Source organism: Gordonia sp. DT218 (genome assembly GCF_049847105.1).
Taxonomy (GTDB): Bacteria; Actinomycetota; Actinomycetes; order Mycobacteriales; family Mycobacteriaceae; genus Gordonia.
In genome coordinates, this window is sequence record NZ_JBNCNS010000001.1 from 123,210 (window position 1) to 139,729 (window position 16,520).

A 16,520-nucleotide genomic window follows, 5' to 3' on the forward strand; every position below is an offset into this window, starting at 1 on the left:
CGATTGGACCCGGATCGATAGCGTAACCATCGGAGGTGCGTGAAGCGTGAGTGCGATGAGCAGGCCGCTGGATGAGCAGACCGGCTCGCCTTCCGCCGTCCCGGAGGGGCATCCGCGGCTCGCCGTGACCGTCCTGTGTGCGGCCGGGATCGTCGTCGCCCTGATGCAGACGATCATCGTGCCGTTGATCCCCCAGCTGCCGCTCCTGCTGGACGCCGCCCCATCCGACACCTCGTGGGCACTGACCATCACGCTGCTCGTCGGCGCCGTGATCACGCCGATCGGCGGCCGGCTCGGCGACATGTACGGGAAACGCCTCATGCTCCTGGTGAGCATGGGCTGCGTGGCAGCCGGTTCGGTCGTGTGCGCGCTGTCTGCCTCCTTGGTTCCCTTTCTCCTCGGGCGCGCGCTGCAGGGCCTGGGTTTCGGCACCATCGCCCTGGGCATCAGCGTCATGCGCGACATCGTGCCGGCACGGCATCTCGGATCGTCGGTAGGCACCATGAGCGCCTCGCTCGGCATCGGGGGCGCCCTGGGCCTGCCGTTCGCCGCGGCCATCGCGCAGCACGTCAGCTGGCACGCCCTGTTCTGGGCGTGCGCCGCTGCCGCTGTCGCCGGCGGTGTGGGCATCGCGTTGACCGTTCCGCAATCCCGCTCACGCACCGGCGGACGCTTCGATCTCTTCGGTGCCCTCGGCCTCGCCACGATCCTCAGCTGTCTCCTCCTCCCGCTGTCGAAGGGTTCGGTATGGGGATGGGCCGATCCGCTCACCCTCGGGCTCTTCGCCGCATTCGTCCTGGTGGCCATCGGCTGGTGGTTCGTCGAACGCCGCCGAGCGAATCCGCTCATCGACCTGTCCCTCGCCATCGAACGACCTGTGCTGCTGACGAACATCGCATCGGTGGCGACGGGGTTCGCGTTCTATTCGATGCAGCTGATCCCCATCCAGCTGTTGATGGCGCCCTCCTCGAGCCCGAATGGCCTCGGGCTCGACATGCTCACGGCGAGTTTGGTGCTGGCGCCCAGCGGCCTGCTGATGTTCGTGTTCTCACACGTCAGCGCCCACCTCACCCGCGCGTTCGGCCCGCGGGTCTCGCTGGCCACCGGTGGAGCGGTCATCGGGGTCGGCTACGTCGTGTTCATCGTCGCCATCGCCGGTTCGTGGGCGCTGGCGTGGTGGGTCATGCTGATTGTCGCCTGCCTGATCGGAGCGGGTCTCGGGATCGCGTACTCGGCGATGCCCGCCCTGATCATGCGCGCCGTCCGCGTCGAGCAGACCGGCGAGGCGAACGGGGTCAACGCGCTCATGCGCGTGGTCGGAACCTCGACCTCGGCAGCCGTGGTCGGCATGATCCTGACGTGGTCGATGGTCACCGTGGCCGGTCCGGACGGCGGCGCCGTCACGGTGCCCGCGGAGGGCGGCTATCTCTGGGCGTCGGCGATCTCGCTCGGCGCCTGCGGGCTGGCCACCGCACTGGCGCTGGCCATCCCGCCCAGCCGCCCGCTGTTCGTCGAGGAGGTCTGACCATGGGGCTCACTCGACATGCGCCTGTGACACAAGCGTCGTAGCGTGTCGCGAGTGTCCCCCAGCAGCGACTCGGCTCGCTCTCCTCGTTCTGAGCGCCGCATGACCCTGATCGAGAACACGCATGTCATCACCGTCGACGGTGCACGTCGCGAACTCCCGCAGGCGTCGGTGCTGATCGACGGCGAGCGCATCGTCTCGGTCGGCGAACCTCCACCCTCGCTGCCCGACAACACCGTCCGGATCGACGGGCGCGGGCACGTTCTCACGCCGGGGCTGGTCAACACGCATCACCACCTCTATCAGTGGATCACCCGCGGTCTCGCCGCTGACCACACCTTGTTCCAGTGGCTCACCACCCTGTACCCGATCTGGGCCGGAATCGATGAGAACGCGGTGCGCACGGCGGCCCTCGGCGGCCTCACCTCGCTGGCTCTGTCCGGCTGCACCACCACCACCGACCATCACTATGTGTTCCCAGCCGAGGGCGGAGACCTGCTCGGCGCCGAGATCGACGCGGCGCAGACCATCGGGCTCCGATTCCATCCCACCCGGGGATCGATGGACCTATCCGAGAAGGACGGCGGACTGCCGCCGGACTCGGTGGTGCAGGGCCTCGACGACATCCTGGCGGCCAGCGCCGATGCGGTGTCCCGGTGGCGTGACCCGTCGGCCGATTCCATGCTGCGTATCGCGCTCGCGCCGTGCTCACCATTTTCGGTGACCACGGACCTGCTGCGCGAATCTGCGGTACTGGCACGCGAACTCGGAGTCCGGATGCACACCCATCTCGCCGAGTCGCTCGACGAGAACATTTACTGCGACGAGCACTTCGGTTGCACTCCACTGCAATACATGGAGTCGGTGGGCTGGGTGGGCGACGATGTGTGGTTCGCACACGGCGTCGAGTTCGACGACGACGAGATCGCCCGGCTCGCTGCCACCGCGACCGGTGTTGCGCACTGCCCCACCTCCAATGCCCGTCTCGGCAACCGCATCTGCCGCACCCGCGACCTCGTCGACGCCGGCGTCCCGGTCGGCCTCGGCGTCGACGGGGCGGCGTCCAACGAGTCGTGCCGTCTTCTCGAGGAGGCCCATCAGGCCGTGCTGATGGCACGGGCCCGGGGCGGGCCCACCGCCCTCACCACCCGCACCGCCATCGAACTCGCGACGATCGGTGGGGCCCGGGTGCTCGGCCGGGCCGCCGATACCGGGTCGATCGAGGTCGGCAAACTGGCAGATCTCGTGCTGTGGGATCTGTCGTCGGTCGCGCACAGCGGTATCGACGATCCGGTGGCTGCGCTGGTGCTCGGCGCCATCCCGCCGATCGTCGGGACCTGGGTGAACGGACGACGGATCGTCGGCGACGGCACCATGCTCACCGCCGACACCGACGCGGTCGCCGCCGAGGTGGCCCGAGAGCATCGCCGTCTGATCGACAGGGCGTCCTGATGGACCTCAATACCATCGCCGGCTATCGCCTCGCCCACACCCGCGACGATCTGCACCTCGCCCCCGGCGAGCGACTGGTGGCCGGGGGCACGTGGTTCTTCTCCGAGCCCCAGATGGATGCCTCCGGCATCGTGGACCTGTCCGAGATGGAATGGCCTGCACTGGAATACCTCACCGACGGCGGACTCCGAATCGGAGCCACCTGCACGATCGCCGAACTCGCTGCGCTGCCCGCGCGTCCTGGATGGCGGGCGCAACCGCTGTTCGGTGCATGCGCGAACGCACTGCTGGCGTCGTTCAAGATCTGGAACGTGGCCACCGTCGGCGGCAACATCTGCCGCGCATACGCGGCGGCTGCGATGGTCTCGCTCACGGCCGGACTCGACGGGGTCGCCGAGGTCTGGCGCCCGGACGGGACCGATCGACGAATCCCGGTGGCGGAGTTCGTCATCGGAAATGGCACCACCCTGCTCGCCGACGGCGAGGTACTCCGCGCCGTCGACATCCCCGGAAGCTCGATGCGTGCGGCCACCGCATTCCGCAAGATCGCCCTGGCCGAACTCGGACGGTCCGGCGCCGTGATCACCGGTCGTCTCGACGAGGACGACTCGGTGGTCGTCGGGATCACCGCGGCCACGGCTCGACCGGTCGTCCTGCGTTATCCGTCGCCGCCGTCGACGGCCCGACTGCGCCGGGACGTCTCGGCCGTCGACGGCTACTACACCGATCCACTCGGCGCGGCCGACTGGCGACGAGCGGTGTCTGCTGTTCTGGCAGAAGAGATCCGGATCGAACTCGTGGACGGGGTCACCCGATGAGGTTCTCGGTGAACGGGGCCGGGCACGAGGCGGAGCCACGTCCGGGCCAGTGTCTGCGCACCCTGCTGCGGGACACCGCGCATTTCGAGGTGAAGAAAGGCTGCGATGCCGGTGACTGCGGAGCCTGCTCGGTACTGGTCGACGACACCCCTGTCCATTCCTGCATCTATCCGGCCCAGCGGGTGGAGAACCGTTCGGTCACCACGGCTTCCGGAGTCGGGACGCCCGACGATCTGCATCCGATGCAGCAGTCCTTCATCGACAACTTCGGCTTCCAGTGCGGATTCTGCACGGCGGGGATGATCGTCACAGCGTCCACACTGCACCCCGACGACCTCACCGACCTGCCCCGGAAGATGAAGGGCAACCTGTGCCGATGTACGGGCTATCGGGCCATCCGCGACGCCATCACCGAAGTCCTCGGCGACGGCAACCAAACCCCCGCCGACAGCAACCTGAATCTCGCCGACAGCAACACGATCCTCGCCCACAGCACCCCGGTGTCCGCGACCGGGAGCGTCGGCCGATCGGTCAACCCGCCGGCGGCCCGACGCGTGGTCACCGGTACCGAGCCATACACCTTCGACGTCGCGGTTCCCGGGATGACCTACCTGCACGTGCTCGGATCGCCTCTCCCCCATGCGCGCATCGTGTCGATCGACACCTCGGCCGCCGAGCGGGTCGACGGTGTCACACTCATCCTCACCCACGAGAACGTCCCCGGCCGTCGGTTCTCCTCGGCGAGACACGAACACCGCGAGGACGACCCCGACGACACACTGATCCTCGATCCGGTGGTCCGGTTCGTGGGACAGCGGGTCGCCGCTGTCGTCGCCGACACCGCGGCCGCCGCAGAGCAGGCCTGCCGGTTGATCGATGTGACCTACGAGGAGTTGCCCGCCGTCTTCGATCCCGAGGAGGCCAGGCGACCGGGCGCGCCGCGCATCCATCCGGATCGCACCGCACTCGATCGCGTCAACCACGCGGACCGGAACACCATCGCCGACTTCCACCATGGTTTCGGGGGCGATGTGGATGCTGCCCTGGCCCGGTCGACGGTGACCGTCTCCGGCAGCTGGTCGACGGCCCGGGTCTCCCACGCACAGCTGGAGACGCACGGCAGTATCGGCCTGCTCGACGACGACGGACGTCTGGTGATCCGAACCAGTAGCCAGGTCCCGTTCCTCGTACGCGCCGAACTGGCCCACCTCCTCGATCTCGACGTCGACCGGATCCGTGTCTTCACGGCCCGTGTCGGCGGGGGGTTCGGCGGCAAACAGGAACTGCTCACCGAAGATCTGGTCGCGCTCGCCGTGCTGCGCACCGGCCGACCCTGCGGCTACGAGATGAGCCGCACCGACGAGATGACCCGCACCACCTACCGTCACCCGTTCCGCGTGGCCGTCGACCTGGGGGCCGACACCGACGGCCGACTGACCGCGCTGAAGATTGACGTCCTCTCCGACACGGGCGCCTACGGAAACCATGCGGTCGGGGTCATGTTCCACGCGTGCGCCGAGTCGATCTCGGTCTACAACTGCCCGATCAAGCGGGTCGACGCGGAGGTCGTGTACACCAACAACCCGCCGTCGGGCGCCTTCCGTGGCTACGGGCTGGGGCAGGTGATCTTCGCGGTGGAGAGCGCGCTCGACGAACTCGCGGTGTCCCTCGATGTGGATCCCTTCGAGCTGCGCCGCCGCAACGCCGTCGCCGACGGCGATCCGCTCCTCATCACCCATCCCGAGCCCGAACCCGATCTGCTCTACGGCAGTTACGGTCTCGACCAGTGTCTCGACCTCGCCCAGTCGGCGTTGGTCCGCGGCAACGGCGTCGAGGCGCCGGCAGGACCGCAATGGCGTGTCGGTGAAGGGATGGCGTTGGCGGCCATCGCCACCATGGCCCCACGCGGTCACATCTCCCGGGTCCGGGTCGGCGTGGACGCCGACGGCGAGTATTACGTGGGGATCGGCACATCCGAGTTCGGCAACGGCACCACCACGGTGCACACCCAGATCGCGGCGACCGCACTGGACACGACGCCCGACCGGATCCGGCTGAGCCACGGTGACACCGACGCCGCCGATTACGACACGGGCGCGTTCGCCTCGGCCGGCATCACCGTCGCGGGAAAGGCACTCCATGCAGCATGTATCTCACTGCGCGAGAAGCTGATCGGGACAGCCGCCGAGGTCGCCGCCAGTGAACCGGATCGCGTGCTCCTGACCCCCGACGGGGCAATGATCGGCGAACGCCTGATCTCGTTCCGCGAGATGTTCGACGCCGTCGACGGCGAGTCACGCGTCGCCGACCGGATCGTCGCGACCGGTGTGGAGAACGGCGACCTCCGGTCGATCGCGTTCAACGTGCACGCCTTTCGGGTCGCGGTGAACACCGAGACCGGTGCCGTCGTGATCCTGCAGTCGGTGCAGTCCGCCGACGCGGGTACCGTCATGAATCCCCAGCAGTGCCTCGGTCAGGTGGAAGGTGGTGTCGCACAGGCGATCGGTTCGTCGCTCTATGAGGAGATCATGCTCGACGGCGCCGGGCGCGTCATCACCCCGGTCTTCCGCACCTATCGGGTGCCACAGATGGCCGACATCCCGACCACCGAGGTCTACTTCGCCGAGACCTCCGACGACCTCGGGCCGTTCGGCGCGAAGTCGATGAGCGAATCGCCCTACAACCCGGTGGCCCCGGCACTGGCGAACGCGATCCGGCGCGCGATCGGCGTCCGCCCGCACGAGTTACCGATGTCGCGTGATCGGGTCTGGCGCATGGTGCAGCAAGTCTGTTCCACCGACTGAATCACGGGAACCCATCCACCTGGTGCAACCGCTACTCCCACGACTAGTTTTCGGGTACCCGAAATTATTTGTTCGTACCGTTTGAACCTGGCGCCCGGCTGTGTCAGGCTTCGATCATGACGCTCGTGCGCTCGGCTTCCGATGCCTCGTCGGCATCGCGCCGACACCTGCGCAACGTCGCATTGCTCGGGCCTGCCTTCGTCGCCGCGATCGCGTACGTGGACCCGGGCAACGTGGCCGCCAATGTCACGGCCGGAGCTCGTTATGGCTTCCTGCTGGTCTGGGTCCTGGTGATGGCCAACCTCATGGCGATGATGATCCAGTATCAGTCCGCCAAGCTCGGCATCGCGACCGGGCGGAGCCTGCCCGCGCTGCTCGGCTCCCGCCTTTCCCGGCGCTATCGCCTCGCATTCTGGGTGCAGGCCGAGATCGTCGCGGCAGCCACCGACCTCGCCGAGGTGGTGGGCGGAGCGATCGCATTGCAGCTGCTCTTCGACCTGCCACTGGCGATCGGTGGGCTGATCGTCGGGACCGTGTCGATGCTCATGTTGCTGCTACAGAACCGCCGACGACAGCGGATCTTCGAATCAGTGATCGTCACGCTTCTCGCGATCATCGTCGTCGGGTTCCTGGTCGGCCTGATCATCGACCCGCCACCCGCGTCCGATGTACTCGGCGGCCTGCTCCCCCGCCTCGACGGTCCGGACACGGTGCTGCTCGCGGCAAGCATGCTCGGCGCCACGGTGATGCCCCACGCCATCTACCTGCATTCGTCGCTCGTGATCGACCGTTATGGGACGGATACGACGCCCGAACGGCGACGTCAGCTGATCCGGATAACCCGGTGGGACGTCATCGTGGCCTTGTCCATCGCGGGAGTGGTCAACATCGGCCTGCTGTTGCTGGCGGCCCAGAACCTGCGCGGCATCCCCGGAACCGACAGTATCGAGGGCGCCTACGCAGCAGTCAGCGACTCGATCAGTCCGACGGTGGCGACGGTCTTCGCCGTGGGCTTGCTGGCCTCAGGCCTGGCGTCGACGTCTGTCGGGTCCTATGCGGGCGCATCGATCATGGCCGGCCTGCTCCGCGTCCACATCCCGATCTTCTTACGCCGCGTCCTCGTCCTCGTCCCGGCACTGCTCGTTCTCGCCACCGGGGTCGACCCGACGTGGACGCTCGTCATCAGTCAGGTGGTTCTGAGCTTCGGTATCCCGTTCGCCGTGATCCCACTCGGCCGCCTCACCGCCGATCGCGAGATCATGGGCGAGTTCGCCGATTCGCGCGCGTTGCGCCTCGGAGCGGGTGTGACCGCGATCCTGATCGTCATTCTCAACGTCGCGCTGATCGTGCTCACCCTCATGGGCACATGATCGGGCGTTGCGCGCTCAACGACCCTGACGCAGCAACCCCTTGGCCACATGCGTCACCTGGATCTCGTTGCTTCCCGCATAGATCATCAGTGACTTCGCATCGCGGGCAAGCTGTTCCACCCGATATTCGGACATGTAGCCGTTGCCGCCGAACAGCTGGACGGCCTCCATGGCCACCTCGGTGGCCGCCCGCGATGAATACAGCTTCATCGCCGACGCCTCCGCCAGGCTCAGCGGCTTCCCGGCCTTGGCACGTTCGATGGCACTGAAAAGCATGTTCTGCACATTGATTCGGGCGATCTCCATCTCGGCGAGCTTGAGCTGGATGAGCTGGAACTGCCCGATGTCCTGTCCCCATAGCGTGCGCGACTTGGCGTACTCGATGGACAGCCTCTCGGCCTCGTTGATGATGCCCAGCGACAGGGCCGCGATGCCGACGCGCTCGGCGGTGAAACCGGCCTTGGCGCCTTCCGAACCACGGGTGTCGGCACCGGTGTCCTCGGTCTCGCCGAGCAGACGATCCTTGCCCACGCGGACGTCGTCGAAGAACAATTCGCCCGTCGGCGAGCTCATCATGCCCATCTTCTTGAACGACTTGCCCTGGGTCAGACCCGGCATGCCCTTGTCCAGGACGAACGAGAGAACCTTACGATCCCGGATCGGGGTGTCATTGCCTTCGTCGAGTTTGGCGAAGACGACGATCGTGTCGGCGTAGGGACCGTTGGTGATGAAGGTCTTCTGCCCTTTGAGGATGTAGTCGTCCCCGTCGCGCTTGACGCTTGTCTTCATGCCGCCGAGGGCATCCGAGCCGGAATCGGGCTCGGTGATCGCCCAGGCCCCGACTTTCTCCATGGTGACGAGTTCGGGGAGCCAGCGCTTCTTCTGCGCCAGCGTGCCCTTGCCCCGGATGGTCGAGACGGTGAGTCCCATGCTGACGCCCATGGACGCCACCAGACCCAGGCTGACGCCCGCGAGCTCCATGTTCAGGATGAGGAACATGGAATTGGCCATGCCGCCGCCACCGCCACCGGAGCCCTTCTCGCCGGCGGCCTCGGCGGCCAGTTCCTTCTCCAGCCCGTCTTTCGCCATCGCGTCCACCCCGAAGGCCGACAGCAACTTTCGAGTGATGTCATACGGCGGCAGCTGGCCGGTCTCGAGCTCGTCGATGTGCGGCTTGATCTCCTTGTCGATGAACGCTCGCAACGCATCTCGGACCATCAGGTCTTCTTCGGACCACTCGAACATCGCCGCACACTCCCCAAGATCAGAACATGTTTCAGTTACTTGCTGAACACTGTGTCAGGAGTCATTGCGGAAGTAAAGGGACACTCTGGCGATCCTGTTTCATCGATCGGGGCCGACCTCGTAGACCGTCGCGGGGCGGACCTCGACTGAGAAGTATTGGGTCGCATCGGCGGTCAGCAACGCCTGGGCCACCGGCATCGCGACCACGCACGCACCCGGCGTCGGATCGACGGCGGAGCGCCACCGGTGGATGCGTTCGACGAACTCGACGATCGCCTCGCCGCCGTGGGGTCGTGCGGACGGGTCGGTGAACCACGCCCGCAGGTCGTCGGGATCGATCTCCTCGGGTATCCGCCCCGACCAGTCACCGACATCCAACGTCGCCAGCCTGTCGTCGACGGAGTGGACGGCACCCAGCAGCTCACTCGACTCACGAGTCGCCCGTTCTGGACCGCCGATCACCACACCGACGTCTCGAGCCGAGGCGGCCAGCGATGCCATGTCGCGGCGACCCCGCTCGTCCAGGGACAGATCACCGCCGAACCGCACCGATCGGTTGGGACCGGTGCGGCCGGCGGTGACGATGAGCAATGTCCGCTGTCAGCCCTGCTCGGCGACGATTTTGTCGCCGGTTGTCGCATCCGCGGTCACCACGGGTCTGGCGAGACGTCCAAGGATCGCCGCGAACACGACGGTCAGCACGGTCCACAGGATGACCTGGTTGGCGATCGTGTAGACCCGGAAATCGCTGATCACGTCGCCCGGGAAGCCAGGGAACGTGATCTGTCCCGAATCGTTGGCGACCGGGCCCGGGACCTCGTCGAACGCGGGCAGCAACGCGATGGTGATCGTCACCGCCACGAGATACCCGATGGTGGCGGCGACACCCGACAGCAGCCCGCCCAGTCTCGGTCGTAGCCACAAGGCGAGCACCACCGCGGCGATCGCGAACGCCAGCGACAGCAGGGTGATCGTCAGGAACGCGCCGCTGCGCGCGCCGATCGTGTCGGCGTCGCCGACGGCCGGTGGATTGGCCGGATAGGCGAAGAACGGCACCCCGAAGACGGCCACAAATCCGATCACGCCGAGTGCGCCCGCCACCATGCGAGGGTCGGTCGCCGGGTAGTGCCGGCCCAGGTAGGCCCACAAGATCGTGAACGCGACCGCGAAGAACGCGCCCATGCAGATTGCGAACACGACCGTGCCGACGCCGGCGCCGATGTTTTCCTGGATCGAACGGGTGAAGACCTCTCCGTGCTCGTGTGCACCGTGATCACCCGCGAGCATCTCTTCGGCGTGCGAGCGCCCTTCTTCGTAGTCGATCGCCTTGGCGACCTGCGGCTCGATGAACAGCCGGGCGAATACATACGCGACGATTCCGGCGATCAGGCCCGACAGCAGGCCCGCGCCGATGAACTTCTTCTCCATGTGCTGTTGTCTCCCTGTCCTGGCGACTCAGTGGCAGGGGAAGCCGAGGAAGTGACGCGAGTCGTGGACGAACTCGTGGATGTGCGTGTCGGTGCCGAAGACCGACCAGGCGCCCTGGTCGTAGCCGATGAAGTAATAGGCCAACGCCGCCACGAGGACGGTGAGGGTCAGCCAGAGGGCCGCACTGACGACAGACAGATCCGGCACCGCGAGTGCGCGAGCCTTACCCGCGACGGCCGACGAGGTCGAAGCCATGATGTTCCTTTCCCTGGGATTTCGCGTCCCATCGAGTTGTCGAACATGGTCACCAGAGCGGTATTCTGACTCTCCCGAAAGGCATCCTGACGACGACAAACGGGATCACAGCGGCGCGACCGCTCCGGAGTCCCACCGGATTCCCGCGCACTGGTGTGGGTTGACTGTATACCCGGGCCTGTCGGTGACGTGAGGGATGATGGCCATGTGCCCCGCAAGGCCTCTGTCCTCGATCGATTCACCGCCCCGACGGGGCGGTGGTTCACCGGCGCCTTCGACAAGCCGACCCCGGCGCAGACCGGGGCCTGGAAATCCATCGCCGACGGCGACAACACCCTGGTCATCGCGCCGACCGGCTCGGGCAAGACACTGTCGGCGTTCCTGTGGGCACTCGACCGCCTGGCCGCGGAGCCCGACCGGAAGCACGCCACCCGGGTCGTGTACATCTCCCCCCTCAAGGCCCTCGCCGTCGACGTGGAACGCAATCTGCGGGCACCGCTCACCGGCATCACGCGGGCAGCCCAGGAACTGGGCCTGGCCGAACCGAACATCACCGTCGGCGTGCGCTCCGGTGACACGTCGCCGGCACAGCGGCGGTCGCTGGTCAAGACGCCGCCGGACATCCTGATCACCACGCCCGAATCGCTCTACCTGATGTTGACGTCGGCCGCCCGCGAGACCCTCACCGACGTCGACACCGTGATCGTCGACGAGGTGCATGCCGTCGCGGCCACCAAACGCGGCACGCACCTGGCGCTGACCCTCGAACGACTCGACGAACTGCTCGACCGACCCGCGCAACGCATCGGACTGTCCGCGACGGTCCGCCCGCCGGAGGTGGTCGCCCGCTTCCTCGGTGGCGCAGCGCCGTGCCGGGTGGTCAGACCACCGGCCACCAAAACCTTCGACCTCCGCGTCGACGTCCCCGTCGAGGACATGGCCAACATCCCGCCGCCCGAGTCGACTGCCGGCGACGACCTCGACGACGCGTTCTCGCCGACCGCCGGTTCGTTGTGGCCGTATGTCGAATCGTCGATCGTCGACCTGATCGAGAAGAACCGGGCCACGATCGTGTTCGCCAACTCGCGGCGGCTCGCCGAGCGGCTGACCGCGCGGCTCAACGAGATCCATGCCGAACGAACCACGGGTACGGCCGCACCGGTCACCCACAATCCGACCGTCGCCGGCGGGGCACCGGCCTTCGTCATGGCCAGCGGCGCGAGCTCCGGCGCCGAACCCGTCCTGGCCCGTGCCCACCACGGTTCGGTCAGCAAGGAACAGCGCGCACAGATCGAGGACGATCTGAAGTCGGGCCGCCTCGCCTGTGTGGTGGCGACGAGTTCGCTGGAGCTCGGCATCGACATGGGCGCAGTCGACCTCGTCATCCAGGTGGAGGCCCCACCGTCGGTCGCGAACGGTCTGCAGCGGATCGGACGGGCCGGTCACCAGGTCGGCGAGATCTCGCAGGGCGTGCTGTTCCCGAAGCACCGCACCGACCTCATCCACTGCACGGTGACCGTCGAGCGGATGCTCGACGGCGCGATCGAGGAACTCCGGGTCCCACAGAACCCGCTCGACATCCTCGCCCAGCAGACGATCGCGGCGGTCGCGATCGACGACCTCGACGTCGACCACTGGTTCGACGTCGTACGGCGTGCAGGGCCGTATCGCGAACTGGGTCGGCAGGTGTTCGACGCCACACTCGACCTGATCTCCGGACGATTTCCCTCCGACGAGTTCGCCGAGTTGCGTCCACGGGCCATCTGGGACCGCGACGCCGGGACTCTCTCGGGCCGCCGGGGCGCGCAACGGCTCGCCGTCACCTCGGGCGGCTCAATCCCCGACCGTGGCCTGTTCGGCGTCTTCATGGTCGGCGAGAAGTCCACCAGGGTCGGTGAACTAGACGAGGAGATGGTCTACGAGTCACGGGTGGGCGACGTGTTCGCCCTCGGTGCGACGAGCTGGCGCATCGAGGACATCACGCACGACCGGGTCCTGGTCTCCCCCGCCTACGGGCAGCCCGGTCGCCTCCCCTTCTGGATCGGCGACACCGTCGGCCGCCCCGCCGAACTCGGCGCCGCCATCGGCAAGTTCACCGGAGCCGTCGCCGATCCCGACACCCTCGCCGAGCATGCCGCACGCCTCGGCCTCACCGACTTCGCCCGCGACAACCTGGCCGCCCTGATCGGCGAACAGAAAGAGGCCACCGGTCACCTCCCCACCGACCGCACGCTCGTCGTCGAACGCTTCCGCGACGAGCTCGGCGACTGGCGTCTCATCCTGCACTCCCCCTACGGATTACGCGTCCACGCCCCGTGGGCGAGCGCGATTTCCGCACGCCTGCAGAACACTCTCGGCATCGAGGGTGCGACCACCGCATCCGACGACGGCATCATCGTGCGCCTGCCCGACACCGACGACGACCCGCCCGGGACCGGTGTCTTCGTCGTCGATCCGGACGACATCGAACAGCTCGTCACCGATGCCCTTGCCGACTCGTCGATGTTCGCCTCCCGATTCCGCGAATGTGCGGCGCGGGCGCTGCTACTCCCCCGGCGAGACCCGGGACGTCGCGCCCCGCTGTGGCAGCAACGTCAGCGCAGCGCCCAATTGCTCTCCGTCGCATCGAAGTTCCCCGACTTCCCGATCGTGCTGGAAGCGGTGCGCGAATGCCTGCAGGACGTCTACGATCTACCCGCCCTCGTCGATCTGCTCACCCGAATCCGGCAACGCCGCATCCGGATCGTCGAGACCGAGACCGCCAGTCCGTCGCCCTTCGCCGCGTCCATGTTGTTCGGCTACGTGGGTGCGTTCATGTACGCCGACGACGCCCCGCTCGCCGAGCGACGCGCCGCCGCCCTCTCACTGGACACCAGCCTGCTGGCGCAACTGCTCGGGCGGGTCGATCTCCGTGAACTCCTCGACCCCGCGGTCATCGCGGAGGTCACCGCACGCCTGCAGCGTCTGTCCCCCGACCGGCAGGCCCGCGACGCCGAAGACATCATCGACCTGCTGCGCTGGCTGGGCCCGCTGAGCACCGAGGACGTCACTGATCGCTACCGCGGCGCGGAGCCGGCCCTCGACCATCTCACCGCCCTGCATCGGACCGGGCAGATCATCTCCGTCAATCACGGCGGACGGCCACGGTGGGCGGCGATCGACGACACCGCACGGCTTCGCGACGCCCTCGGGGTACCCGCACCGATGGGCATCCCGGCCGCCTACCTCGAGCCCGTGCCCGACCCGGTCGGCGACCTGGTCGGTAGATACGCACGCACGCACGGACCGTTCACCGTCGCCGAGGCCGCGCAGACCTTGGGGATGGCCGTGGGAGTGGTCCGGGACACGCTGATCCGGCTCGCCGCCGACCGGCGGGTCGTCGAGGGCGACTTCCTCCCCGACGCCGAACCGTCGGGGGGACAGCGGGCCACGCAGTGGTGTCACGCCGACGTACTCGGCCAGATTCGGCGTGGCTCCCTGGCAGCGAGCCGAGCCGAGGTGGCCCCGGTCGAGACCGACGTGCTGGCACGGTTCCTGGCCTCATGGCAGCACGTCACCGCCGACGATCAGCTCGACGGTGTCGACGGCGTGGCGACGGTTGTCGACCAGTTGGCCGGATATCCACTTCCGGCGTCCGCCTGGGAATCCCTGATCCTGCCGGCGCGTATCCGGGGGTACCAGCCCGCCATGCTCGACGAACTGCTGAGCTCGGGTGAGGTGATCTGGTCCGGACACGGCCGCATCGGCAATTCGGACGGATGGGTCGCCCTGCACCCCGCCGACGTCGCGCCACTGACGTTGCCGCCGCCCGACGAGATCGACACCACCGCACTGATGGACCGGGTCGTGCAGGTTCTCGAGCCCGGCGGTGCCCTCCGGTTCACTCAGGTGGCCGACGCCGTGAGCACCGAAACCGACTCACCTGTACCGGCTTCCGAGGTGGAGACCGTGCTGTGGGACCTCGTCTGGTCGGGCCGGATCAGCAACGATTCGTTCGCGCCGGTCCGTGCGATGACCCAATCGAGGCGCAGCGGGTCGGCATCGAGATCGGCACCCGCACACCGCTCACGCGGTCGCGCACCCCGGCTACGGGCGCAACGCCTGTCGACGCGCTATCTCGCGGAGCATCCGACCGGACGGGCGGTCGCCCCGACGGCGAGTGGCCGGTGGTTCGCGCTCGAACGGCAGGAGCCCGACCCCACCGTGGCCACTCAGGTCGTCTGCGAACAGCTCCTCGCCCGTTACGGAGTCATCACCCGCGGCAGTGTCGTGAGTGAGAGTGTCACCGGCGGATTCGCCCGCATCTACAAGGCTCTCACCGTGTTCGAGGACAACGGTCAGGTTCGGCGGGGCTACTACGTCGACGGACTCGGTGGGGCGCAGTTCGCATCTCCGGCCACGGTCGACGACCTGCGACGGCACGCACTCATCGATCGCGGCCACGAGAATTCCGCCGTCGTACTGGCATCGAACGACCCGGCGAACCCGTTCGGTGCCGCGCTGGAATGGCCGCCGTCGACGTCCGAGGACGTCGGTCACCGGCCGGGGCGCAAGCCCGGCGCCCTGGTGGTGCTGGTCGACGGCGCGCTCGTCGTGTTTGTCGAGCGCGGCGGCAAGACCGTCCTGACCTTCAGCGAATCGACGTCCGCGCTGGAGTCGGCCGCGGGCGCCCTGGCCGCCCTCGTACGATCAGGGCGCTTGTCCCGCTTGATGATCGACCAGGTCGACTCGCAGCCGGCGTTACGGTCCGATTTCGCGCGCATCCTGGTGGCCGCAGGTTTCGCGACGACGCCACGCGGTCTCCGGATGCGCTACGGGCAGCATGCCTGAGGGTGACGCCGTCTTCGCGACCGCCGCTCGGCTTCGAACAGCCCTGGCGGGCAGGCAGTTGTCGTACACGCAGTTCCGTGTTCCTCGGCTGGCCACGACCGATCTGTCCGGCCGCCTCGTCGTCGCGGTGCGGTCGAGGGGAAAACATCTGCTGATCGATGTCGCGGGCCCGGACGATACCCGACCGGATGTCGGTGCGGTGAGCATCCATTCGCACCTGAAGATGGAAGGCGCCTGGCACGTGCACCCGGTCGGCCGCAGATGGCGGCGACCGGGGTTCCAGGCGCGGGTCGTACTCCGCACCGACGAGGCCGAGGCCGTGGGATTCGATCTCGGCATCCTCGAGCTGTCCGCCGATCCGGAATCGGCGCTCGGCCACCTGGGACCCGACCTGCTCGCCGACGACTGGGATCGAGATGAAGCCATCCGCCGCATCAGGGGATGTCCTGACGATCCGATCGGCACGGCCCTCTTGGACCAACATCTCCTGGCCGGCATCGGCAACGTCTACCGCAGCGAGATCTGCTTTCTGCGCGGGACGCTGCCCGCGCGGGCGGTGCAAGATGTGGATGTGCCGGCGGCAGTCGATTTGAGCAGACGCCTGTTGTGGGCCAACCGATCACGCACTGCCCGGACCACCACCGGACAGACCGCGGCGAATGCACGACTCTGGGTCTACGGCCGACAAGGGCAACTGTGCCGCCGATGCAGAACGCCGATCGAGCGAGGTCAACTCGGCTCGATCGGCGATGATCGCGTGATCTACTTCTGCCCAGGCTGTCAGACCTGACGA

At 67.6% G+C, this 16,520-nt stretch carries 11 protein-coding genes and 1 riboswitch; of the genes, 7 read left to right on the plus strand and 4 right to left on the minus strand.

Going from position 1 to position 16,520, the window contains the following annotated elements:
- The first annotated feature begins 55 nt into the window (after nucleotides 1-55).
- The 5 genes from ACPXCG_RS00570 (at nucleotide 56) to ACPXCG_RS00590 (ending at nucleotide 7,969) form a co-directional block, all read left to right on the plus strand.
- Nucleotides 56-1,525 (plus strand): MFS transporter, encoded by a 1,470-nt coding sequence (locus ACPXCG_RS00570; RefSeq protein ID WP_425788096.1) that lies wholly within the window; start codon nucleotides 56-58, stop codon nucleotides 1,523-1,525.
- A gap of 102 nt (nucleotides 1,526-1,627) precedes the next feature.
- The gene (locus tag ACPXCG_RS00575) at nucleotides 1,628-2,977 is read left to right on the plus strand and encodes an 8-oxoguanine deaminase (protein WP_425788098.1); all 1,350 of its coding nucleotides are present in this window, start codon (nucleotides 1,628-1,630) and stop codon (nucleotides 2,975-2,977) included.
- Entirely contained in the window at nucleotides 2,977-3,795 is an 819-nt protein-coding gene (locus tag ACPXCG_RS00580; RefSeq protein WP_425788100.1) for an FAD binding domain-containing protein, read from the plus strand. The genes ACPXCG_RS00575 and ACPXCG_RS00580 overlap by 1 nt, the downstream gene beginning before the upstream one ends.
- On the plus strand, nucleotides 3,792-6,599 hold the full coding sequence (locus ACPXCG_RS00585) for a molybdopterin-dependent oxidoreductase (RefSeq protein WP_425788102.1): 2,808 nt from the start codon (nucleotides 3,792-3,794) through the stop codon (nucleotides 6,597-6,599). Before ACPXCG_RS00580 ends, ACPXCG_RS00585 begins: the two co-directional genes overlap by 4 nt.
- A 116-nt stretch (nucleotides 6,600-6,715) precedes the next feature.
- Nucleotides 6,716-7,969 carry an Nramp family divalent metal transporter gene (locus ACPXCG_RS00590; protein ID WP_425788104.1) on the plus strand — a complete coding sequence of 418 codons (1,254 nt, stop codon included), beginning with the start codon at nucleotides 6,716-6,718 and terminating at the stop codon, nucleotides 7,967-7,969.
- 15 nt (nucleotides 7,970-7,984) lie between these two features.
- On the opposite strand, the gene ACPXCG_RS00595 is transcribed toward ACPXCG_RS00590, so the two are convergent.
- The 4 genes from ACPXCG_RS00595 to ACPXCG_RS00610 all read right to left on the minus strand — a co-directional run bounded on the left by ACPXCG_RS00595 (nucleotide 7,985) and on the right by ACPXCG_RS00610 (nucleotide 10,897).
- Entirely contained in the window at nucleotides 7,985-9,214 is a 1,230-nt protein-coding gene (locus ACPXCG_RS00595; RefSeq protein WP_425788105.1) for an acyl-CoA dehydrogenase family protein, read from the minus strand.
- Between the two features lie 99 nt (nucleotides 9,215-9,313).
- Nucleotides 9,314-9,805, minus strand: a complete 492-nt coding sequence (locus tag ACPXCG_RS00600; protein WP_425788107.1) for a histidine phosphatase family protein — start codon at nucleotides 9,803-9,805, stop codon at nucleotides 9,314-9,316.
- A 9-nt stretch (nucleotides 9,806-9,814) separates the two neighbouring features.
- Nucleotides 9,815-10,642 (minus strand): CbtA family protein, encoded by an 828-nt coding sequence (locus ACPXCG_RS00605; protein WP_425788109.1) that lies wholly within the window; start codon nucleotides 10,640-10,642, stop codon nucleotides 9,815-9,817.
- 27 nt (nucleotides 10,643-10,669) lie between these two features.
- Entirely contained in the window at nucleotides 10,670-10,897 is a 228-nt protein-coding gene (locus ACPXCG_RS00610) for a CbtB domain-containing protein (protein WP_425788111.1), read from the minus strand.
- A 38-nt stretch (nucleotides 10,898-10,935) separates the two neighbouring features.
- A riboswitch (cobalamin riboswitch) is annotated at nucleotides 10,936-11,066 on the minus strand.
- Between the two features lie 38 nt (nucleotides 11,067-11,104).
- Between ACPXCG_RS00610 and ACPXCG_RS00615 the strand changes: the two genes are divergently transcribed.
- Both ACPXCG_RS00615 and ACPXCG_RS00620 read left to right on the plus strand, forming a co-directional pair.
- A complete protein-coding gene (locus ACPXCG_RS00615) occupies nucleotides 11,105-15,727 on the plus strand; it encodes an ATP-dependent helicase (RefSeq protein ID WP_425788113.1) in 4,623 nt (1,540 codons plus the stop codon).
- A complete protein-coding gene (locus ACPXCG_RS00620; protein WP_425788115.1) occupies nucleotides 15,720-16,517 on the plus strand; it encodes a DNA-formamidopyrimidine glycosylase family protein in 798 nt (265 codons plus the stop codon). The genes ACPXCG_RS00615 and ACPXCG_RS00620 overlap by 8 nt, the downstream gene beginning before the upstream one ends.
- Nucleotides 16,518-16,520 lie beyond the last annotated feature (3 nt).